At 68.2% G+C, this 19,890-nt stretch carries 22 protein-coding genes; 18 read left to right on the plus strand and 4 right to left on the minus strand.

Features of this window, described 5'->3' with window-relative positions; translation table 11 throughout:
* The first annotated feature begins 198 nt into the window (after positions 1-198).
* From JOD31_RS19825 to JOD31_RS12465, 3 genes are read left to right on the plus strand one after another with little or no spacing between them, the layout of a single operon-like run.
* Positions 199-711 (plus strand): DUF1643 domain-containing protein, encoded by a 513-nt coding sequence (locus tag JOD31_RS19825; RefSeq protein WP_204950675.1) that lies wholly within the window; start codon positions 199-201, stop codon positions 709-711.
* Between the two features lie 21 nt (positions 712-732).
* The gene (locus JOD31_RS12460) at positions 733-1,299 is read left to right on the plus strand and encodes a hypothetical protein (protein WP_204950676.1); all 567 of its coding nucleotides are present in this window, start codon (positions 733-735) and stop codon (positions 1,297-1,299) included.
* 5 nt (positions 1,300-1,304) lie between these two features.
* Positions 1,305-2,009 carry a dCTP deaminase domain-containing protein gene (locus tag JOD31_RS12465; RefSeq protein WP_204950677.1) on the plus strand — a complete coding sequence of 235 codons (705 nt, stop codon included), beginning with the start codon at positions 1,305-1,307 and terminating at the stop codon, positions 2,007-2,009.
* A 232-nt stretch (positions 2,010-2,241) separates the two neighbouring features.
* Here the strand turns inward: JOD31_RS12465 and JOD31_RS12470 are convergent, their stop codons facing one another.
* On the minus strand, positions 2,242-2,949 hold the full coding sequence (locus JOD31_RS12470; RefSeq protein ID WP_204950678.1) for an SOS response-associated peptidase: 708 nt from the start codon (positions 2,947-2,949) through the stop codon (positions 2,242-2,244).
* A 119-nt stretch (positions 2,950-3,068) separates the two neighbouring features.
* Here JOD31_RS12470 and JOD31_RS12475 point away from each other — a divergent pair, with 119 nt between their 5' ends.
* From JOD31_RS12475 to JOD31_RS12490, 4 genes are all read left to right on the plus strand, one after another.
* The gene (locus JOD31_RS12475) at positions 3,069-3,536 is read left to right on the plus strand and encodes a hypothetical protein (protein WP_204950679.1); all 468 of its coding nucleotides are present in this window, start codon (positions 3,069-3,071) and stop codon (positions 3,534-3,536) included.
* The gene (locus JOD31_RS12480) at positions 3,533-3,973 is read left to right on the plus strand and encodes an NUDIX hydrolase (protein WP_204950680.1); all 441 of its coding nucleotides are present in this window, start codon (positions 3,533-3,535) and stop codon (positions 3,971-3,973) included. Before JOD31_RS12475 ends, JOD31_RS12480 begins: the two co-directional genes overlap by 4 nt.
* Before the next feature lie 41 nt (positions 3,974-4,014).
* Positions 4,015-4,449, plus strand: coding sequence for a TIGR02301 family protein (locus JOD31_RS12485; protein ID WP_204950681.1), 435 nt, complete (start codon positions 4,015-4,017; stop codon positions 4,447-4,449).
* A 112-nt stretch (positions 4,450-4,561) separates the two neighbouring features.
* A complete protein-coding gene (locus JOD31_RS12490; RefSeq protein WP_020186082.1) occupies positions 4,562-4,819 on the plus strand; it encodes a hypothetical protein in 258 nt (85 codons plus the stop codon).
* Positions 4,820-4,845: 26 nt separating this feature from the next.
* Here the strand turns inward: JOD31_RS12490 and JOD31_RS12495 are convergent, their stop codons facing one another.
* Together JOD31_RS12495 and JOD31_RS12500 are read right to left on the minus strand one after the other, a co-directional pair.
* A complete protein-coding gene (locus JOD31_RS12495; RefSeq protein WP_204950682.1) occupies positions 4,846-5,481 on the minus strand; it encodes a LysE family translocator in 636 nt (211 codons plus the stop codon).
* A gap of 135 nt (positions 5,482-5,616) precedes the next feature.
* On the minus strand, positions 5,617-6,948 hold the full coding sequence (locus tag JOD31_RS12500) for a dihydroorotase (RefSeq protein WP_204950683.1): 1,332 nt from the start codon (positions 6,946-6,948) through the stop codon (positions 5,617-5,619).
* A 90-nt stretch (positions 6,949-7,038) separates the two neighbouring features.
* Between JOD31_RS12500 and ygfZ the strand changes: the two genes are divergently transcribed.
* The 3 genes from ygfZ (at position 7,039) to JOD31_RS12515 (ending at position 9,154) form a co-directional block, all read left to right on the plus strand.
* Positions 7,039-7,902: a CAF17-like 4Fe-4S cluster assembly/insertion protein YgfZ gene (gene ygfZ / locus JOD31_RS12505; RefSeq protein WP_204950684.1), complete on the plus strand. Its 864-nt coding sequence runs from the start codon at positions 7,039-7,041 to the stop codon at positions 7,900-7,902.
* A complete protein-coding gene (locus tag JOD31_RS12510) occupies positions 7,899-8,495 on the plus strand; it encodes a DNA-3-methyladenine glycosylase I (RefSeq protein WP_204950685.1) in 597 nt (198 codons plus the stop codon). Before ygfZ ends, JOD31_RS12510 begins: the two co-directional genes overlap by 4 nt.
* Positions 8,496-8,581: 86 nt before the next feature.
* Positions 8,582-9,154, plus strand: coding sequence for a metallophosphoesterase (locus JOD31_RS12515; RefSeq protein WP_204950686.1), 573 nt, complete (start codon positions 8,582-8,584; stop codon positions 9,152-9,154).
* Between the two features lie 89 nt (positions 9,155-9,243).
* Here the strand turns inward: JOD31_RS12515 and JOD31_RS12520 are convergent, their stop codons facing one another.
* Entirely contained in the window at positions 9,244-10,581 is a 1,338-nt protein-coding gene (locus JOD31_RS12520) for a dicarboxylate/amino acid:cation symporter (RefSeq protein WP_204950687.1), read from the minus strand.
* A gap of 240 nt (positions 10,582-10,821) precedes the next feature.
* On the opposite strand from JOD31_RS12520, the gene JOD31_RS12525 reads away from it, so the two are divergent.
* The 8 genes from JOD31_RS12525 to JOD31_RS12560 all read left to right on the plus strand — a co-directional run bounded on the left by JOD31_RS12525 (position 10,822) and on the right by JOD31_RS12560 (position 19,876).
* Positions 10,822-11,376: an HD domain-containing protein gene (locus JOD31_RS12525; protein ID WP_204950688.1), complete on the plus strand. Its 555-nt coding sequence runs from the start codon at positions 10,822-10,824 to the stop codon at positions 11,374-11,376.
* Positions 11,377-11,392: 16 nt separating this feature from the next.
* A complete protein-coding gene (locus tag JOD31_RS12530) occupies positions 11,393-11,902 on the plus strand; it encodes a tyrosine phosphatase family protein (RefSeq protein ID WP_204950689.1) in 510 nt (169 codons plus the stop codon).
* The gene (locus tag JOD31_RS12535; protein ID WP_204950690.1) at positions 11,899-12,873 is read left to right on the plus strand and encodes an NUDIX hydrolase; all 975 of its coding nucleotides are present in this window, start codon (positions 11,899-11,901) and stop codon (positions 12,871-12,873) included. The genes JOD31_RS12530 and JOD31_RS12535 overlap by 4 nt, the downstream gene beginning before the upstream one ends.
* A 72-nt stretch (positions 12,874-12,945) precedes the next feature.
* Complete coding sequence (locus JOD31_RS12540; RefSeq protein WP_204950691.1) at positions 12,946-14,376, plus strand: phospholipase D-like domain-containing protein; 1,431 nt, start codon at positions 12,946-12,948, stop codon at positions 14,374-14,376.
* A gap of 104 nt (positions 14,377-14,480) precedes the next feature.
* Positions 14,481-15,362: a LysR family transcriptional regulator gene (locus tag JOD31_RS12545; RefSeq protein ID WP_204950692.1), complete on the plus strand. Its 882-nt coding sequence runs from the start codon at positions 14,481-14,483 to the stop codon at positions 15,360-15,362.
* 82 nt (positions 15,363-15,444) lie between these two features.
* Positions 15,445-16,218 carry a 2-keto-4-pentenoate hydratase gene (locus tag JOD31_RS12550; RefSeq protein ID WP_204950693.1) on the plus strand — a complete coding sequence of 258 codons (774 nt, stop codon included), beginning with the start codon at positions 15,445-15,447 and terminating at the stop codon, positions 16,216-16,218.
* A 235-nt stretch (positions 16,219-16,453) separates the two neighbouring features.
* Positions 16,454-18,307, plus strand: coding sequence for an OmpA family protein (locus JOD31_RS19520; protein WP_246482489.1), 1,854 nt, complete (start codon positions 16,454-16,456; stop codon positions 18,305-18,307).
* Positions 18,308-18,475: 168 nt separating this feature from the next.
* A complete protein-coding gene (locus JOD31_RS12560) occupies positions 18,476-19,876 on the plus strand; it encodes an APC family permease (protein WP_204950694.1) in 1,401 nt (466 codons plus the stop codon).
* Positions 19,877-19,890: the final 14 nt, after the last annotated feature.

The raw sequence follows: 19,890 nt of genomic DNA on the forward strand, positions 1-19,890 counted from the left end.
ACCCGGGCGCATCATGCTTCGGCTTTTCCGTGGCATCCAGGGTTCGGTTGACGCGTGCCAGATGACCAGCCTGGATTCCCCGGATAAACCCGGGAGTGACAAACGTCTTCGACCGCGACGACTGTTCTCCCGCACTCGGTCGCCGTGCGGGACCCATGTCTTCGAAGCCGTCTCAGGCGGCGCTAGGAAGAGAGGATGATGGGCGCTGTTTTTTCTCAGTGTGGACGTTACCGCTATCGCCTCGATCGCCATATCGGCGGCGGCGGCCCCCCCGTGACCTTCATCCTACATAACCCCAGCACGGCTGATGCCGTCGCGGATGATCCAACCCTTCGTCGCGCTATGGGCTTCGCGCGTAAGTGGGGGTGCGACCGGCTGGTTTTGGTTAACCCTTGGGCAAGGGTCGCCACCAAGCCGAACGAGCTTTGGATAACCTCCGATCCTGTCGGGCCGGAGAACGACGCATACATTGACCAAGCGATCGGAGAAATGATTCAACAGGGAGGGTTTTTAGTTTGCGCTTGGGGGGTGATTCGGCCGCCAAAGCCGGTCTGGCCAGTGGCGGTGAAGCGAGTTTTATCCATCCGAGAGAGGCTCAGAGCGTGCAGTGCCGACGTCCGTGCTCTTGGTCTCAATAATGACGGCTCGCCAAAGCATCCGCTCTATCTTCGTGCAGATGCCACACCTGCGACTTGGGCGCTTCCTGGGTAGCGTCCGTCTCGTGACGCAGCCGTGCTTGATAGCGAACGGCATAGGGGAGCATTTCCGGTGATCCGGCTAAGACCCATTCGTAACGAGACGCTATATCTATCTCCGGACGATTTGTTGCGCCTGCAAAAGGAGCAGCACAAACACGACTGCAGAAACCATGCCGACATTCACAGCCTGCACAAAGTCGAGCGGCTAAAGCACTACGGTTTGCATTTTTGCAAGTATTTGGGTCGATTGGCGCGAAGCAGCGAAGCCGTTGACGTTCAACCAACTCTGACCGATGCCTTTTTGGTTGCCCTCAGCGCTGCCAATACGTTGCATCAGGATCTTTCAAGGTTGACGTTCCCTTACAAGTCGCTAGCGACGAAAGAAGCCTTTTACACGTTTGCCGACGCTGCTGGACGGTTTGCCGACGCGTGCGAGAAGATCGATCATATTGAAGAATTTGTTGAGATGGCGCGTGCTGCCAATCGCGACATTATCGTTTGCATAGGTTCTATGGCTTTAGATCTTCAGTTTGACTTGCAGAAATCAATAAAGGACCGCAGATCGCAACTGCGAGAGCGCGCTTTTTACATCGAGGATTAGCGCTTATGGCGTTCTGGAGTGACAAGACCTGGAACGATCTCGATGTAACAACATCCCCAGTCCGTCCGTTCAAGAAGAAGCGCATAGACGACTCGAACTATCTCCTTTCAATTGGGGAGGAGATTTATGTTTCTTCGCCAGATTCTAAGAACAATGTTAAAAAACTTAGTGATAATGAAAGTTTTTCTATAGATCCTGGACAATTTGCATTCTTATTGACCGAAGAAGAAATTATAATACCGTTCGATAAAATAGGCTTCATCTCCATAAGAGCTTCCGTAAAATTCAATGGGTTGGTGAATATTTCGGGCTTCCACGTCGACCCCGGCTACAAAGGAAAGCTGATATTCGCCGTTTTCAACGCCGGCCCTATTCGAATACATCTTCGTCGAGGCGAGGACATATTCCCCCTATGGATAGCTGATCTTGATAGACCCTCAACAAGAACAGAATATAAGAAGGGGCACTATAATATTCCATCGAAGTTAATAAACCAGATATCTGGTGATTTTACAACTGCTTATCAACTTTCTGAGCAAATAAAGTCTGCTAGAAAGGATATAGATGAACTTAAGTCATTCAACTTTTATTCTAAGATAATAATAGGGCTGCTACTGCTGGTGCTTTCGCCGTATATTAAAAGCACAATTGATAAAACTTTAAGGACTCCTGAAGCAGCCCAAGTTCAAACAAAAGACGGAGCAAACTAGTTCGGATTTTTGCGGTAAATCTATTTCTTACGTAGATTTTGTGGGTTTAGCCTGTTGATCTGCGAGTGGCTTAGCCTTGACCAGCCTGCGGATACGGTAAGCGAGGAACCACGCCGTCTGATACTGGACCTATAGGATGCGGCGCAGTTGGTGGGCGCTTATCCAGACAGACTAAAACAAAGTCGCGGGTGCCCGGCTCCGCCGGCCACCTCTGTCCAGAACAACCGCCGCTTCAGATCAGCCGCGGCTGCGCGTCGGCGACGGGCTCCGCGATCGCCGGCGCGGGCTCCTGCACCTCGGGGCCGTCGTTCGTCGTCTGGTTGACGCGCGCGCCCACCGTCACCGTTTCGAAGGTTCCGACCGGCGCCGGGTGCAGGCCGCGCAGCGCAAGGCTGCGGCCGTCGACGCGGGTGTCGAGCCAGGCCTCCCAGGCCTCCGGCGGCAGGACCGCGGGCATCCGGTCATGCACCATGGCGAGATCGGGGCTCGCCGTCACCGTCACGATGGCGACCGACCTCAAAGCCTCGCCGTCCGGCCGCTTCCAGCTTTCCCAGATCCCGGCGAACATGACGGGCTCCCGGTCCGGCCGACGGATGAGATAGGGCTGCTTGAAGCGCCCCACCGCGCGCCACTCGTACCAGCCGTCCGCCGGCACGAGGCAGCGGCGGCGCTGCAGCGCCGAGCGGAAGGCCGGCTTCTGGGCCAGCGTCTCGGCGCGGGCGTTGAACATCAGCGGACCCGAGGCGAGGTCGGGCGCGAACTCCGGCACGAGGCCCCAGCGGTGGAGCGCGATGCGCCGCGCGCCATCCTCGACGAGCGCGACCGGAATCATCTGCGTCGGCGCGATGTTGTACCGCGCGGGAAAGTCCGTCTCGGCGGCGGCGCCGAGCAGCGCTTCGAGCGACCTGCGGCTCGTGGTTTGGGCGTAGCGACCACACATGCGTAAAACCCCTGAGGCCCTTGCAGGCCGAGGCTTAACTTGCAGGAAACCGAAACGCCACGATCATCTGGCCCGAAACGCGCGCGAACGACGTCGCGCGCCCCGGAACCTCAGTCTCCATGATCGCCGCCGAGCTTCTCCTGACCGCCCCCGCGCCCGACGCCGACGTCGCGCTGACGCCGGAGGCGTTGAAGGCCGCGAACGTGCACCCCCTGACCGGGCTCGCCACCGATTACCTCAACCACTTCAACGAAGTCGCCATGCTGCTCGATCTGCTGGCGGACATGCCGGAGATGCGCGAGGACGTGCTGGCGTGGCGGCCGGCGAGCTACCGCGCGCATTTCGAGCGCTCCGGCTTCCGCGGCCGGGCGATCGCCGTCGCCGCCTACGAGGCCGCGCCCGCCCACATCCGCGCGCCCTTCGACGCCACGGTGGCGGCGATCGACGCCAAGCTGACCGAGGTGCAGGCCGCGCTCGAATCGGCCGACGACGCCGCCGTCATGACGTTCGGGCCGGCGGCGGCGCTGGAGCTGCGCCCGATGCTCGCCCGCGCCGACGCGCTGATCCACGGCGCCCCCTCGACGTGAGCGACGAGGGAGGACGGCTGCGGCCCCCGCGCCCTCTGCTTGCGGCGAGCCTCGCCTGCTTCCGCGACGGGAAGGTCCTGATCGCCCGGCGCGGCAAGCCGCCCGCCCTCGGGCTGTGGTCGCTTCCCGGCGGCATGGTGAAGCTCGGTGAAAACGCGGCGGACGCGGCGGTGCGCGAGCTCCACGAGGAGACCGGCGTGCGGGCGACGGCGGTCGCGCTCGCCGACGTGGTCGAGGTGATCCTGCGCGCGCCCGACGGCGTGGTGGAGCGGCACGTGACGATCCTCGCCTACGCCGGCCGTTGGCTTGCCGGCGAGGGCGCCACGGGTCCGGAGGCGACCGAGATCGCCTGGGCGCGGCCCGACCGCCTGGGCGCCCTCGAGACGACGCCCGGCCTCGCCGCCGTCGTCGCCCGCGCGGCGGCGCTGCTTCCATGACGCGCTTGCGAAGCCCGTGTCCGCGCGCGAGGGTGCGCGCCATGTCCACCGTGTCCCGCGCCGCCCTCGCCGGCCTGCTGCTCGCGACGGCGCCCGCCGTCGCCCAGCCGCGCGAGTCCAAGGCGGCGCCCGCCTCGCCGCCGCAGCAGCCCGCCCCGCAGCCTCCGCCCGCCGCGGCGCCTTACGAGCCCAAGCTGATCCGCCTCGCCGAGACCCTCGGCGCGCTCCATCATCTGCGCGCCGTCTGCAAGGCGAAGGACGCCGACGTCTGGCGCGACCGCATGTCGGCGCTGATCGCGGCGGAGGCCCTCGCGCCCGAGCGGCGCGACGCCCTCGCCGGCGCCTTCAACGCCAGCTACCGAGCCTGGGCGCGCAGCTACCACGCCTGCACCCCCGCGGCCGAGGTCGCGACCGCGCGCTTCCTGCAGGAGGTCTCGGCGATCGCGACCGAGGTCAACGCCCGCTACGGGCCCTGACGCGGCGGAGAAGTCGTTTAACTTTTCCCTCCGGCGTTAACCCTTTTTTCGAGAATCGCTGCGCCCCGGCCGCCCTTCCGTTAGAGTCTCAGGCGGACAGGGAAGGGACGCCATGGCTCATGACGATTCGGCCGCGACGGACGAAGGCGCCGTCGACGACCGCCGCGCCGCGCTCGCGTATCTCGACGAGGCGTGGGAAGAGGCCCTGCTGGACGGCATCGCTCCGGACTGCGTCGCGCACGCCGCGCTGTTCGCCGCGCTGAAGGAGCTCGTGCTGTCCTTCGGCGAGGAAGCGACCGCCCGTTTCGTCGAGCGGCTGCCCGACCGGCTGCGGAAGGGCGACTACACGCTTCCGAGCCTCGCGCATTAACCCGCGGGTTACCCTGGCGTTACCCTTCAGTAGCCCAGCGCGACGCTGATCAGCACCGCGAAACCGAACAGCGCGAGGCCGCCGCCCGACACCGTGTTGAGGCGGCCGAGCCACTTCTCGGCGAGCCGCTCCCGCAGCCGGCTCGCCCCCATCGAGAGCATCAGCCACCACGCCGCGCTGCCGATCGCGACCCCGAGCGTGAGCAGCGCCGCGGCGCCGAAGTCGCCGACCTGCTCGCCGATCCCGGCGAGGCCGCCGAAGATCGCGAAAAACCCCAAGAGCACGGCCGGGTTCGTCACCGTCAGGGCGAAGGAGGCGAGCGCCGCGCGGAACAGCGACATCCGGGAGTCGTTGGCCGGCGCCGCGCCCTTCGAAGGCGCGTAGAGCAGCTTGACGCCGAAGGCGATCAGGATGGCCCCGCCCACCACCTTAATGACGCTGAGATGGCCTTCGATGAAGCTCGAGATCGCCGTCACGCCGAAGGCCGCGAGCCCAGCGAACAGCACGTCCGCCGTGAACGCCCCCGCCCCCGCCGCCATGGCCGACGCCGGACCGTTGCGGATCGCGCGGTGGATGCACATCACGTTCACCGGCCCGACCGGAGCGTTGACGCCGACGCCGATGGCCACGCCCGTCGCGATCAGCGAAACGTCGTCGATCACGCGAAGCGTCTCCCCGGAGACTCGCGCCGAAGCGCGGGTTGTGCACGGACGACTGCGGTCTTAGCCCGCGGTCGCTTCGCAGGGCAACATGGGGCTCGAACCGTCTCCCGCAAGCGCGCGTGATCGGTCAGCCGATCATCTCCGGAGCGTGTCGATGAAGCGCACCGGCTCGCCGGTTCCGGGCGCTGCGATCTCGCCCTCCCACATCACGCGGCGCCCGCGGAGGATGGTTCCGACCGGCCAGCCCTGCACCGACACGCCGTCGTAGGGCGTCCACCGGCTGCGCGAGCCGATCCAGTCGTTCGTGATGGTCTCGCGACGCTTCAGGTCGACGACCGTCACGTCGGCGTCGTAGCCGACCGCGAGCCGGCCCTTCGTCGCGATGCCGAAGATGCGCGCGGGCCCAGCGCTCGTGAGGTCCACGAACCGCGCCAGGCTGAGGCGCCCAGCCGCGACATGGTCGAGCATGATCGGCACCAGCGTCTGCACGCCGGTCATGCCGGAGGGGCTGTCGGGATAGGCCTTGGCCTTCTCCTCCAGCGTGTGGGGCGCATGGTCGGAGCCCAGCACGTCGACGATGCCCTGGTGCAGGCCCCACCAGATGCCGGCGCGGTGGGCGTCGTCGCGCACCGGCGGGTTCATCTGCGCCCGCGTGCCGAGCCGCGCATAGGCGTCCGAGCCCATGGTGAGGTGGTGCGGCGTGGTCTCGACCGTCGCCACGTCCTTGAAGTCGGCGAGATAGCGCATCTCCTCGGCCGTGGAGATGTGCAGCACGTGGACCTTCGCGCCGTGCTCGCGGGCGATGGCCGTCAGCCGCCGGGTGCACTTCAGCGCCGCTTCCGCGTCGCGCCAGACGGGGTGGCTCGACGGGTCGCCGGCGACCCGCTCGCCCTTGCGCTCGGTGAGCCGGGGCTCGTCCTCGGAATGGACCGAGACCCGACGCCGGGTGCGTTTCAGGATCTCGCCGACGCCGACGTCGTCCGACACCAGCAGCGAGCCGGTGGACGAGCCCATGAAGATCTTGATGCCGGCGGCGCCGGGCAGGCGCTCCAGTTCGGCGACGTCCCGCGCGTTGTCATGGGTGCCGCCGACGAAGAAGGCGTGGTCGCAATGCATGCGGCCCTTGGCGCGGGCGAGCTTGTCGGCCAGCGCCTCGGGGGTGACGGTGAGCGGGTTGGTGTTCGGCATTTCGAACACCGCCGTCACGCCGCCGAGCACGGCCGCGCGGGAGCCCGTCTCGAGGTCTTCCTTGTGGGTCGCCCCCGGCTCGCGGAAATGCACCTGGGTGTCGATCACGCCGGGCAGCAGGTGAAGCCCCGCGCAGTCCACGACCTCCCCGGCGGACGCCGCCGCGAGATCGCCGATCGCGGCCACCCGGCCGGCGCGGACGCCGAGATCGGCGCGGCGCTCGCCGTCCTGGTTGACCACGGTCCCGCCTTTGAGCAGGAGGTCGAAGGTCTCGGACATCGTGCGTCCTCCGGAAAAAGGTTCGGCTTGAAGGCGGGGCTCCCGGGGGCCTACCTTCGCGCGGCATCGAAGGCAACAGGAACCGAGACCATGCGCGGCGCGATCCTGGACATGCGTGGAACGATCGAGGTGACCGGCGCCGACGCCGGCCGCTTCCTCGACAATCTGCTCTCGAACGACGTCGGAGGGCTGGCGCCCGGCCGCGCCGCCTACGCCGCGCTCCTGACGCCTCAGGGCAAGATCGCGGTCGACCTGCTCGCCTCGGCGATTCCGGGGGGCGTCCGCCTCGACGCGCCGAAGTTTCTCGTGCCCGATCTCGTGCGCAAGCTCGGCCTCTACAAGCTGCGCTCGAAGGCCGAGGTGCGCGACACGAGCGCGGAAACCCGCGTCGCAGTGCTATGGGGCGACGGGCTTCTGCCGAACGGCCTGCCCTCCCTCGTCTTCGATCCGCGGCTCGCGGCCCTCGGCGCCCGCGCCTACCTGCCGGCCAACGGGGCGCTTCCCGAGGGCGTGATCGACGTCGGCCCGGAGGGCTGGCGCGCGCACCGCGTCACGCTCGGCGTGCCGCAGGGCGGGCTCGACTTCGTCTACGGCGACGCCTTCCCGCATGAGGCCTGCATGGAGCAGCTCAACGGCATCGACTTCAAGAAGGGCTGTTATGTCGGCCAGGAGATCGTGAGCCGCATGGAGCACCGGGGCACCGCCCGCACCCGGGTGGCGCCCGTTCGGATCGACGGGCTTCCGCCGGAAATCGGCGCGGCGGTGACGGCCGGCGAACGCGTGATCGGGCGCATGGGCTCGGCGATCGAAGGCCGCGGCCTCGCGCTGCTGCGGCTCGACCGCGCGGAGGAGGCCCGCGCCGCGGGCGTGCCGCTGATGGCGGGCGCCGCCATGCTGACGGTCGAGAAGCCGGCCTGGGCGCGGTTCGCCTTCCCCGGCGAGACGGCGGCGTGAGCGAAGCCGCGCCCCGTCACGCCGACGGAAAATGCCGCTGCGCCTGGTGCGGGACCGACCCGCTCTACGTCGCCTACCACGACACCGACTGGGGCCGCCCGGAGCGGGACTCCCGCGCGCTCTACGAGAAGCTCGTGCTGGACGGCTTTCAGGCCGGGCTCGCCTGGATCACGATCCTGCGCAAGCGGGAGGCCTTCCGTGCGGCCTTCCAAGGCTTCGAGCCGGAGGTCGTCGCGCGCTTCGGCGAGGTCGACGTGACGCGCCTGCTGGGCGACGCCGGCATTGTGCGCTCCCGCGCCAAGATCGAGGGCGCGGTGAAGTCCGCCCGTGCGGTGCTCGCCATGCGCGAGCGCGGCGAGGACTTTTCGGAGTACCTCTGGGGCTTCGTCGACGGCGCGCCGATCGTAAACCCGTGGCGCGAGCGCGGCGAAGTCCCGGTCTCGACCCCGCTGTCCGAGGCTCTTTCGAAGGACCTGAAGCGCCGCGGCTTCACCTTCTGCGGTCCAGTGATCGTCTACGCCTTCATGCAGGCGGTCGGCATGATCGACGACCACGTCGCGGACTGCTGGCGGAAAGGCGCGCATGAGGCTTGAACCGCGACCGCCTTCGGCGTCGGAAGCTTCATCACGCGACTTCCCGCCTTGCGCGGCTAAGGCTGCCTCCTCTCCAAAGATCAAAAATGACGACGATTTGGTACAGCGCGGACCCGCATTTCGGTCACAAGAACATCATCAAGTATGCCAATCGACCGTTCGCCTCGGTCGAGGACATGGATGAGGCGATCCTACGGAACTACGAGGAGGCGTTCAAACCGGGCGACCTCTTTTTCTGCCTCGGAGACTGGGCGTTCAAAGGCGGGCAGAGGGCCCTCAATCGCATTCTGGAGACTGGCGTCATTCCGACGCTCGTCCTCGGCAACCACGACACGACCGCCGCCGACCTCGCGCGAGGAAAAACCGCCAGCTATGGAGTTGGGTGGTCCGAGGTCGTGCACTATCGGGAGGTGCGGCACCCGAACGCCGTCGGCGACGACCTCGTCGTATGTGCGCATTACAGCATGCGCGTCTGGAACCGGTCGCATGCCGGCAGCTACATGCTGTATGGACGCAGTCACGGGGCGCTTCCGCCCATCCTCCGATCCATGGACGTCGGCGTGGATTGCTGGGCGTTCAGGCCCATCACGCTGGACATGATCAAGGCGAGACTGACCTCGCTCTCGCTCGACGCCTACGCGCCTCCCCCGTTGCGCTGAACGGTGATGCGCCAGAGATTGGCGACCAGCAGCAGCGGCGCGCAGCTGTCGGGGACCTCATCAGGGCGCTCAGGCGAGGAGGCGCGCCCTCACGCCCGTATAGGAGCCGCCGCCGGCTCGTCGTCGTCCGCGCTCCCGCCGCTGTCGAGCTGGGCGTGCAGGCGTCGTTCGTCCAGCGCGCCCTCCCACTTTGCGACGACGATGGTGGCGACGCCGTTGCCGACGAGGTTGGTCAGCGCGCGGGCTTCCGACATGAAGCGGTCGACGCCGAGGATCAGCGCGATGGCCGCGATCGGGATGTGCTCGACGGACTGAAGGGTCGCGGCGAGCACGATGAAGCCCGAGCCGGTGACGCCGGCGGCGCCCTTCGACGTCAGCAGCAGGATGGCGAGAATGCCGATCTGCTCCCAGAGCGTCTGCTCGGTGTTGGTGGCCTGGGCGAGGAAGATCGCGGCCATCGTCAGATAGATGCAGGTGCCGTCGAGGTTGAAGGAGTAGCCCGCGGGAATGACGAGGCCGACGACCGATTCATCCGCGCCGGCGCGCTTCATCTTGTCCAGCATCCGCGGCAGCACGGACTCGGACGAGGAGGTGCCGAGGACGATCAGCAGTTCCTCGCGGATGTAGCGCACGAACTTGAATATCGAGAAGCCGGTGAGGTAGGCCACGATCCCCAGCACGCCGAAGATGAAGATCAGGCATGTGACGTAGAAGCCGAGCATGAGGTAGAGCAGCGAGGCGAGCGCTCCGAGGCCTTGGGAGCCGATGGTGTAGGCCATGGCGCCGAAGGCGCCGATGGGCGCGACCTTCATCACGATGCCGATGATCTTGAAGAACACGTCCATCGACGAGTCGATGAGCGCCATCACGGGCTTGCCCTTCTCGCCCACCATGTGAAGCGCGACGGCGAAAAGCACCGCGAAGAACAGGACCTGGATGATCTCGCCCTGCGCGAAGGCCCCGACCACGGCGTCCGGTATGATGTGAAGGAAGAAGTCCGAGACCGACTGGCCTTCGGCGGCCTTCTGGTATTTCGCGATCGAGCCGGCGTCGAGCGTCGACGGGTCGACGTTCATGCCGGCGCCCGGCTTCAGCAGGTTGACGATGACGAGGCCGATGACGAGCGCCACGGTCGTCAGCGCCTCGAAGTAGATCAACGCCTTGAGGCCCACGCGCCCGACCTTGCGCATGTCCTCCATGCCGGCGATGCCGTGCACCACGGTGAGGAAGATGATCGGCGCGATCAGCATCTTGATCAGCTTGATGAAGGCGTCGCCGAGCGGCTTCATCTGCTTCGCGAGATCGGGCGCGAGATAGCCCAACAGGATGCCGATCGCGATGGCGAGCAGGACCTGGAGGTAGAGGATCCGGTACCAGGGACGGGACGCCCTTGGAGCGACGGGCTCCGCTGCGTGGGTCGTAACCATATCGCTCTCCTCCGGCGCGCCGTGTGCTTGAGGTGAGAGCTAGATCACGAAGCCGCGAGGGCGAGCGCCGCGCGGCGCGATAGGCCCGCTCGTCTCGCTTGCGTCCGGGCGTTCGGGCGACTTCAACGATGGGGTCGCGCCGCAAGTTCGAGATTCGCCCGCCCCATGACGCCCCGCCCTACGACGCCCATCCCCCCTCGCCCCGCCGCACGCGACGCCGCCCCGCGCGCATGGCAGCGCATGCTGTCCGGACGTCGGCTCGACCTGCTCGACCCCTCGCCACTGGACGTCGAGATCGCCGACATCGCCCACGGGCTCGCGCGGGTCGCGCGCTGGAACGGGCAGACCAGCGGCGAGCACATCTTCTCGGTCGCGCAGCATTCGGTGCTGGTGGAGGACATCGCGGCGCGCCTATCGCCCGGCTGCGACGCGCGGCTGCGGCTGACGGTGCTGCTGCACGACGCGCCGGAGTACGTCATCGGCGACATGATCAGCCCGTTCAAGGCCGTGCTGGGCGGGGAGTACAAGGCCGTGGAGGACCGTCTGATGCGCGCGATCCACGTGCGGTTCGGGCTGCCGCCGGAGCGCGGCGAGAGCGCGACCAAGCTGCTGAAGCGCGCGGATCGCTCCGCAGCCTTCCTCGAGGCCACCCGGCTCGCCGGTTTTTCCCTGACCGACGCGCGGCGCGTGTTCGGCCGGCCGGAGGGCGCGCCGGCCGAGGTCGATTTGACGCCTTGGCCGGCGGAGCTCGCCGCGCGACGCTTTCTCGCGCGGTTCGAAGAGCTCCACGGCTGAGAGGGAGATAAAACGGATGATCATCGTCTGCCCCGCCTCGCAGCTCGAAGACAGCGTCGCGCGCTATGGCGTCAAGCGCGTGCTGACGCTGACCAGCGGCGGCCTGCCGACGCCGCGCCCGGCGGGCGTCGCGGCCGAAGACCATCTGACGGTCACCTTCCACGATCTGCTCGGCGCGCGGGACGGCCACGTCGCGCCGGGCGCGGCCCATGTCGCCGAAGCGCTGGCCTTCGCCGCGCGCGACGACCTCCCGCTGCTCGTGCACTGCTACGCCGGCGTAAGCCGCTCGCCCGCCATGGCCTACGCCATCGCCTGCGCGCGGGCGCCGGACCGCGACGAAGCGGAGATCGCACAGGAGCTCCGGCGCCTGAGCCCGAGCGCCACGCCGAACGCCCTGGTCGTGGCGCTCGCGGACGACGCCCTCGGCCGCGGCGGCCGGATGCGCGCGGCGATCGCCGCCATCGGCCGGGGCGAGGACGCCTTCGAGGGCGAGGTCTTCGTCCTGCCGACGGGGCCGGTACGATGACGCCGGCTGCGACCGTCGGCGTCGGCCTGTCGGCGGCGGTGGTCGCGGTCGAAGGCGACAGGCCGCTGATCCTGGTGGCGCAGCCCCCCGGCGGGGCCAAGGCGCTCGGCCTGCCGTCCGGCTCGTTCGACCCCTTGCGGGACCGCACGCTCGAGATCGCGCTCCGCAGCTCGATCGCCGACCAGACCGCGCTCGACGTCGGCTACGTCGAACAGCTCTACACCTTCGGCGACCGCGGCCGGGCGGCCGAGCCGGGAGACCTTGCGCCGCACATGGTCTCGATCGGCTATCTCGCGCTCACCCGCCGTCCCCGCGACGGCGCGGCTCTGGCGGCCGCCGGCGCCGCCTTCCGGCCGTGGTACGGCTTCTTTCCCTGGGAGGACTGGCGCGAGCGCCGTCCCGACGTCCTCGACGCGCAAATCCTGCCGGCCCTCGCGCAATGGACGGCGGAAGCGCCTGAGGCTGAGCCCGGCCGGGCTCTGCCCCGCCTCGTCCGCGCCCGCCAATGCTTCGGCTTCGACGGCGCGCCCTGGGACGAGGAGAAGGTCCTCGACCGCTACGAGCTGCTCTACGAGGCGGGTCTCGTCGAAGAGGCGGCGCGCGACGGCCGGCCGGCGGCGCTCGGCCGCGCGGCCCTGCCGCAGCTCGGCGCGGCCATGCGCGACGACCACCGCCGCATCCTCGCCACCGCCATGGGGCGCATCCGGGCCAAGCTAAAGTACCGGCCGCTGGTGTTCGAGCTGATGTCGCGTCAGTTCACGCTGACCGCGCTCCAGCGCACCGTGGAGGCGGTGGCCGGGCGCCATCTGCACAAGCAGAACTTCCGCCGGCTGGTGGAGGCCGCGGCCCTCGTCGAGCCGACCGGCGCCGCCGAGACCGCGACCGGCGGACGCCCCGCGCAGCTTTACCGCTTTCGTCGCGAAGCGCTTGAGGAGCGTCCCGCGCCGGGGCTGCGATTGGGCCGAGGCTGAACCGAAGGAAAGAGCGGGACGCGGGGCGACCCTGCCCTATAACCCCCTGCCCGCCTCCCCTTCCGGACATCGATGGCTTCCGACATCCTCATCCCTGGCGACACCTGCTGGCGGATCGCGCATGCGAACCGCCTGTCGGTCATCGTCGACGCCGCCGACTACTACCGCGCCGCCCGCGCCGCCATTCTGAAGGCGCGACGGTCCGTGCTGCTGATCGGCTGGGACTTCGACAGCCGGATCGAACTGGAGCCGGAGGGCGAAACCCTCGAGGGCCCGAACGCGCTGGGCCCGTTCCTCAGCTGGATCGCCGACCGGCGGCCGGAGGTGAGCATCCATCTGCTGAAGTGGAACCTCGGCATGATCGAGACGCTCGGCCGCGGCGAGACGCCGTTCTACATGCTGCAGTGGATGTGGAAGACGAACATCCGGATGAAGCTCGACGCCGCCCATCCCCCGCTTGCGGCGCATCACCAGAAGATCGTGGTGGTCGACGACGCCCTGGCGTTCTGCGGCGGCATCGACATGACGCTCGGACGCTGGGACACCCGCGCCCACAAGGACGACGACCCGGCGCGCCGCTCGCCCCGGGGCAAACCGCTGCAGCCGTGGCACGACGCGACCATCTGCGTCGACGGCCCCCTCGCTGCGGCGCTCGGCGAGCTCGCCCGCGAACGCTGGCGGCGCGCGACGAAAGAAGACCTTCCTCCCCCGTCGGCGGCGGAGGATCTGTGGCCGGACTTCCTCGAACCGACGATGAGGGACGTCGACGTCGGGATCGCGCGCACCGTCGGCGCGTACGGCGCGATCGAACAGGTCTGCGAGATCGAACGGCTCTACCTCGCCGCCATCGCGAGCGCCCGCAGCGCGCTCTACATCGAGAGCCAGTACTTCGCCTCGCGCAAGATCGCGGAGGCGATCGCGGCGCGGCTGCAGGAGCCGGACGGGCCGGAGATCGTCATCGTCAATCCGGACGCGCAGGACGGCTGGCTGGAGGAGACGACCATGGGGTCGGCGCGCGCCAAGCTGCTCCGGTTCGTCCGCCGCGCGGACCGCCATGGCCGCTTCCGGATCTATTTTCCGCAGACGACGGCCGGCGCGCCGATCTACGTCCACGCCAAGGTGATGATCGTGGACGACCGGCTGCTGAAGGTCGGCTCGTCCAACCTCAACAACCGCTCCATGGGCTTCGACACCGAGAGCGACCTCGCCGTTGAGGCGCGCTCCGACGACGAGGCGCTCAGGGCCCGCATCCGCTGGGTGCGCGACGACCTGCTGGCGGAGCATCTCGGCGTCGCCGCCGAGGACGTCGCCCGCAAGATCGACGAGGCCGGCTCGCTGATCGCCGCGATCGAGGCCTTCGCCGTCGCGGGGCGGCGTCTCGCGCCGCTGGAGGCGCGGGAGGTCGGGGAGATCGAAGACGCGCTGTCGGAGAACGACCTGGTCGATCCCGAGCGACCGCCCGGCTTCTGGCGGCGGGCGCGCCGGACGCTCCGCTTGCGCTGAATTGGGGCGCGCCCAGAATCTGAAGACGCCCATGACAGGGCGGCCCGAATAGTCTAGTCCGGCGATCGTCTTTCTTCGCCGCCTGTCGCCGACGGAGGCCATCCATGCTCGCCTGGGACGACTTTCGGCTGGTGAAGGCCGTGGCCGAACGGCGCTCGCTCGCTGGCGCCGCGACGCTCCTCAACGTCAACGCCTCGACGGTGTTTCGTCGGCTCGGCGCGCTCGAAGAGCAGCTGGGCGCGCGTTTGTTCGAGCGCGGGCGGGCAGGCTACGGCCTAACCCCCGCCGGCGAGGAGATGCTGAGCGTCGCGGACCGCATGGCGGACGACATCGTCGCCTTCGAGCGGCGCATCTCCGGGCAGGACCTCGCGCCGGCCGGCGAACTGCGCGTCACCACCAACGACAGCCTGCTGATCCACCCGCTGACGGCGATCTTCGCCGGCTTCCGCGAGGCCTACCCCGACATCATCCTCGACGTCGTCATCGGCAACGACGCGCTCAACCTGTCCAAGCGCGACGCCGACGTCGCGATCCGCGCGACCGCCAACCCGCCGGAGACGCTGGTCGGCCGCCGGATCGCCGAGCTCGGCTGGGCGATCTACGCCAAGGCCCCGCGGGCGCCCGTGGCGGACATCGCCGAGTTGCAGGACGACGACTGGATCGGCCCGGGGGACATGCTCTCCCTGCTGCAGCGCTGGCTGCGCGAGACCGTCGGCGAGCATCGCACGGTCTACCGCATCTCCACGGTGCTCGGCATGGCGGAGGCCATCGAAGCCGGCCTCGGCGTCGGTCCCTTGCCCTGCTTCATCGGCGACATGAGGCCCGGCGTCGCGCGCGTGTTCGATCCGCCGCGCAAGGCTCCCGCCGAACTCTGGCTGCTGACGCACCCCGATCTGCGGTCCAGCGCCCGCGTGCGCGCCTTCATGGACCATGTCGGCCACGAACTGACGCGCCTGAGGCCGGCGTTCGAAGGCCGCCCGGCCTGACGGCGCGACGACGTCCGAAACCTCGACGGGTCGGCGCAAATCGGACCCAATGCGCGCCCGTTCTTCGCTCAAGGATGCCCCCATGCCCGCCGCCGCGCCCGCCAAGATCGCCGACGCCGCCCGCCTGCTGGAAAAAGCGCGCCGCAGCGGCGTCCAGCTTGCGGGCCTCCCCGCCGACCTCGCTCCGACGGACGAGGCGGAGGCGATGGCGATGCACTACGCCGGCGTCGCCGCGATCGGCCCCATCGTCGGCTGGAAGGTCGGAGCGCCGACCCCGGAGGCCGAGCCCGGCCAGGGCGCGCTCACGGCGTCGACCATCCATGAGAGCCCCGCCGCGCTTCCCGCCTCCGCGCTCAAGCTCTGGGCCGTCGAAGCGGAGATCGCCGTGCGGCTCGGCCGCGACCTGCCGGCGCGCGAGACGCCGTATTCGCGCGAGGAGGTCCTCGCGGCCGTTGCGACCTGGCACCCGGCGATCGAGGTGCTCGACACCGCCTTCGAGCGCTGGAGCGAGCAGCCGGCGCTGTGGCGCATGGCCGATCGCCAGAGCCACGGGCTGCTGATCCTCGGACCCGCGTCGTCGGAGCCGCCCCCCGGTCCGCTCGACCGCGCTCCCGTGCGCCTCGAGATCGACGGCGAGACGATCTTCGAGCATGAGGGCGGCAACACTGGGGGCGATCCGACGCGACTGCTGGTCGCGCTGGCGAATCGCCTGCGTCAGGGCCCCAACCGCCTGAAGGCGAGGGACGTCGTGACGACCGGCTCGGCGACGCCGTTCCGCCAGGCGGGCGCCGGGCAAACGGTCACCGCCTCGTTCGCGGGCCTGGGCTCCGCGACGCTGACGATCGGCGCCGGGTGAACCGGGAACGATTGCCCGGTCGCTGCGTTTAGACGAGCCTATTCACGCGCCGTTCATGTCGAAAGGCCTACCCAGAAGCACCAGCTGGGCTGAAGGCTCGCCCTACGGCTATTTTCGCATCCGAATACGTCACGCAGTGGTCGTAATCGGACGTCATTGCTCCAAGTGACGCTTGGGGCTTATTGGCGATCGCCGCACGAAAGAGGCGGACGCCGGAAACGAAACAAGGTTGGTTATGAAGACGACACGATATCTTCTTCTCGCCGGCGTGGCTCTGCCGTTGCTTGCGGCCTCCGCGCCGAGCATCGCCGCGTCCGGTCCGGCCCTCTCCGACGACCGACCGATCGTTCTCGCCCAGAGCGACGAGGACCGTGGTCGCGGCGGAGACCGCCCCGAACGCGCGCAGCGCGCCGAAAAGCCTGAGCGGGCCGAGCGGCCCGAGCGGGCTGAAAGGCCCGAGCGGGCGGAGAAGCCGGAGCGGGCGGAGCGCAACGACGCCGCCGACGAGCGCCGCCAGCAGCGCGCTCAGGAGCAGCAGGAGCGCCGCGAGCAGCGCGTGCAGGAAAAACGCGAAGCCGCCCCGGAGCGCCGCGAGGCGGCCCAGGAGAAGCGCGACGACGCGCGCGAGGATCGCCAGAAGGCCATCCGCGAGCAGCGCCAGGACGCTCAGCAGGACGACAAGCGGAAGGACGCGCAGGAGAAGCGCGAGCAGGACCGCAAGGACGCCGTCAAGGACAAGAGCGACACGGCTCAGGACAAGCGCGACGAGCGTCTGAAGGAGCTGCGCGAAAAGCGTCAGGACGACCGGAAGGACGCCGTCGAGGATCGCAAGGACGCGGCCAAGGACAAGAAGGACACCGCCGAGGACCGGCGCGAGGACCGTCTGAAGGAGCTGCGTGAAAAGCGTCAGGACGACCGGAAGGACGCCGCCGAGGATCGCAAGGACGCGGCCAAGGACAAGAAGGACACCGTCGAGGACCGGCGCGAGGACCGTCTGAAGGAGCTGCGTGAAAAGCGTCAGGACGACCGGAAGGACGCCGCCGAGGATCGTCGCGACGATCGCAGGGACGCCGCGAAGGACCGGCGCGACGATCGCCGCGAAGAAGGCCGCACCGCCGATCAGAAGCAGCGGATCGAGCGTCTTCAGGATCGCATCCGCGACGAGCGTCGCGACGCGAGCCGCGACAAGGATCGCATGAACGACCGCATCGACCGCCTGCGCGATCAGCGCAAGGAGCGGCGTGACGGCGATCGGGTGGTGATCACCGAGGGCGACCGCACGATCATCCGCGAGGGCGGCCGGACCATCATCCGCCGTGACGAAGGCGCGCGCTTCCGCATCGGCGCCCGTGACTGGCGCGAGGAGCGCCGGGGCGACGAACGGGTGCGCATCTCGGTGCGTCCGGACGGTTCCGAGGTCTACACCTATGTGGACGACGACGGCCGCCTGCTCCGCCGCACCCGTCGCTACCGCGGCGAGGAGTACGTCCTGATCGACAACCGCCCGCGCGGCGGCGGCGCGATCGGCGCGTTCATCGACCTCGGCCTGCCGCCGCCCCGGATTTCGATCCCGCGCGAGGAGTACATCGTCGACGCCGACACCGCCTCCTACGACGACATCGAGACGGCCTTCGCGGCGCCGCCGGTGGAGCGCGTCGAGCGTCGCTACACGCTCGACGAGATCCGCACCAATCCGCCGCTGCGCGATCGGGTGCGCTCGGTCGATCTCGACTCGGTGACCTTCGACACGGGCTCGTGGGACGTTCGCGACGACCAGATCACGAAGCTCGAGAACGTGGGCCTCGCGATGGAGGACGCGGTCAAGAAGGATCCGAAGACGATCTTCCTGATCGAAGGCCACACCGACGCGGTCGGTTCCGACGACGACAACCTGTCGCTGTCGGACCGTCGCGCCGAGGCGGTCGCCGAAGTGCTGACGAAGTACTTCGACGTCCCGGCCGAGAACCTCACGACCCAAGGCTACGGCGAGCAGTATCTCAAGGTGAAGACGGACGGCCCCGAGGAGCGCAACCGCCGCGTGACCGTCCGCAACATCACGCCTCTGCTGCAGACCAGCCAGGCGAACTGACGCCCCAATCGGCGCCGGACGAACGAACGCGCGGGCACTCGGCCCGCGCGTTTTCTTTTGGCCCTCGGGGAAATGCGGCGAAGAGGTGGCGGCGGCGGCGGAACGCTCTAGGTGCTTAGCAATGAACGAACGGCCGAACGGCCACGAGCACGAGGGGACCTGCCGCCGATGAGCGCCACAGATGCAGCCGACGCCCGGACCAAGGACGGCGAGCCCTCGCTCGATCGCTCCGTAACGCTCTTCCAGATCACGCTTTACGGCCTCGGCTCGATGCTCGGCGCCGGCATCTACGGGCTCATCGGCCAGGCCGCCGGCCAGCTCGGCAGCGCCGTGTGGATGGCCTTCGTGGTGTCCATGATCGCCGCCATGCTGACCGGGCTGTCCTACGCCAACGTCGTCTCCCGCCATCCCAAGGCCGGCGGCGCGGCCTACGTCACCCAGCGCGCCTATGGCATTCCGCTGCTATCCTACGTGGTGGGCCTCGCGGTCGTATGCTCGGGCCTCACCTCGATCGCGACGCAGTCGAACGTCGTCGCGGCGAGCGTCCAGAAGCTGTTCGGCCTCACCGCCATCCCGATCTGGGTGCTCGCCTTCGGCTTCCTGCTGCTCATCGCCGGCATCCTGCTGCGCGGCATCAAGGAGAGCATGTGGTTCAACGTCGTGTGCACGATCATCGAGGCCTCCGGCCTGCTGCTGGTGATCGCCGTGAGCGTGAGCTACTGGGGCTCCAATCCGCTGATGGAGTTCCCGCCGGAGGTGAGCCACAACGGCGAAGTCGGAGCCATCGCGGTCCTCGTCATGCAGGGCGCGGTGCTGACCTTCTTCTCGTTCATCGGCTTCGAGGACATGCTGAACGTGTCCGAGGAGTGCAAGGACGCCAGCCGCAACGTGCCCATGGCGATCGTGCTCGCGATGATCGGCGCGACCATCATCTACATGGCGGTGGCGATCTCCGCGGTCTCGGTGATGCACTACAGCGAACTCCCGAAGGAGCTCGCGCTGGTCGAGGTGGTCAGGCGCGCCGCGCCGTGGTTCCCGCCGGTGATCCTTTCCGTCGTCACGATCTTCGCGGTGTCGAACACGGCGCTGGTGAACTGGATCATGGGCTCGCGGCTGCTCTACGGCATGTCGAAGCAGGGCCTGATGCCCCAGGCGCTGGGGAAGGTTCACCCCACGCGCCGCACGCCGCATGTGGCGATCCTGACGCTGCTCGCGATCGTCGCCGTGCTGTCGCTGCTGGGCGACATCAAGGCGCTCGCCCAGGCGACCGTGCTTCTTCTGCTGACCGTGTTCACGGCCGTGAACATCGCGCTCGTCGTCCTGAAGCGTCGCCCGGGGGAGAAGCAGGGCCAGTTCGAGGTGCCGATCATCGTGCCGATCCTCGGCGCGATCATCTGCGCCACGCTGATCGTCGTGCGGCTGTTCCAGGAAGGCGGGCTGACCGCGCCCGCGATCGCCTTCGGACTGATCGCGCTGATTGCGGTGCTCTACTTCGTCACCGGCGCCGGCCGGGACCAGGAGCGCCTGCAGCGCTTCATCGAGCAGGACGAGGCGGCCGCCGAGGCGTGACCGCCCCGGCGAGG

The sequence above is a fragment of the Methylopila capsulata genome (assembly GCF_016907975.1).
Taxonomy (GTDB): domain Bacteria; phylum Pseudomonadota; class Alphaproteobacteria; order Rhizobiales; family Methylopilaceae; genus Methylopila; species Methylopila capsulata.

Excerpts from the sequence above, each read along its gene's own strand:
- JOD31_RS19825 (WP_204950675.1), top strand. The coding sequence starts at position 199 with ATGGGCGCTGTTTTTTCTCAGTGTGGACGTTACCGCTATCGCCTCGAT.
- JOD31_RS12465 (WP_204950677.1), top strand. The coding sequence starts at position 1,305 with ATGGCGTTCTGGAGTGACAAGACCTGGAACGATCTCGATGTAACAACA.
- JOD31_RS12470 (WP_204950678.1), bottom strand. The coding sequence starts at position 2,949 with ATGTGTGGTCGCTACGCCCAAACCACGAGCCGCAGGTCGCTCGAAGCG.
- JOD31_RS12475 (WP_204950679.1), top strand. The coding sequence starts at position 3,069 with ATGATCGCCGCCGAGCTTCTCCTGACCGCCCCCGCGCCCGACGCCGAC.
- JOD31_RS12485 (WP_204950681.1), top strand. The coding sequence starts at position 4,015 with ATGTCCACCGTGTCCCGCGCCGCCCTCGCCGGCCTGCTGCTCGCGACG.
- JOD31_RS12490 (WP_020186082.1), top strand. The coding sequence starts at position 4,562 with ATGGCTCATGACGATTCGGCCGCGACGGACGAAGGCGCCGTCGACGAC.
- JOD31_RS12500 (WP_204950683.1), bottom strand. The coding sequence starts at position 6,948 with ATGTCCGAGACCTTCGACCTCCTGCTCAAAGGCGGGACCGTGGTCAAC.
- ygfZ (WP_204950684.1), top strand. The coding sequence starts at position 7,039 with ATGCGCGGCGCGATCCTGGACATGCGTGGAACGATCGAGGTGACCGGC.
- JOD31_RS12515 (WP_204950686.1), top strand. The coding sequence starts at position 8,582 with ATGACGACGATTTGGTACAGCGCGGACCCGCATTTCGGTCACAAGAAC.
- JOD31_RS12520 (WP_204950687.1), bottom strand. The coding sequence starts at position 10,581 with ATGGTTACGACCCACGCAGCGGAGCCCGTCGCTCCAAGGGCGTCCCGT.
- JOD31_RS12525 (WP_204950688.1), top strand. The coding sequence starts at position 10,822 with ATGCTGTCCGGACGTCGGCTCGACCTGCTCGACCCCTCGCCACTGGAC.
- JOD31_RS12530 (WP_204950689.1), top strand. The coding sequence starts at position 11,393 with ATGATCATCGTCTGCCCCGCCTCGCAGCTCGAAGACAGCGTCGCGCGC.
- JOD31_RS12535 (WP_204950690.1), top strand. The coding sequence starts at position 11,899 with ATGACGCCGGCTGCGACCGTCGGCGTCGGCCTGTCGGCGGCGGTGGTC.
- JOD31_RS12540 (WP_204950691.1), top strand. The coding sequence starts at position 12,946 with ATGGCTTCCGACATCCTCATCCCTGGCGACACCTGCTGGCGGATCGCG.
- JOD31_RS12545 (WP_204950692.1), top strand. The coding sequence starts at position 14,481 with ATGCTCGCCTGGGACGACTTTCGGCTGGTGAAGGCCGTGGCCGAACGG.
- JOD31_RS12550 (WP_204950693.1), top strand. The coding sequence starts at position 15,445 with ATGCCCGCCGCCGCGCCCGCCAAGATCGCCGACGCCGCCCGCCTGCTG.
- JOD31_RS19520 (WP_246482489.1), top strand. The coding sequence starts at position 16,454 with ATGAAGACGACACGATATCTTCTTCTCGCCGGCGTGGCTCTGCCGTTG.
- JOD31_RS12560 (WP_204950694.1), top strand. The coding sequence starts at position 18,476 with ATGAGCGCCACAGATGCAGCCGACGCCCGGACCAAGGACGGCGAGCCC.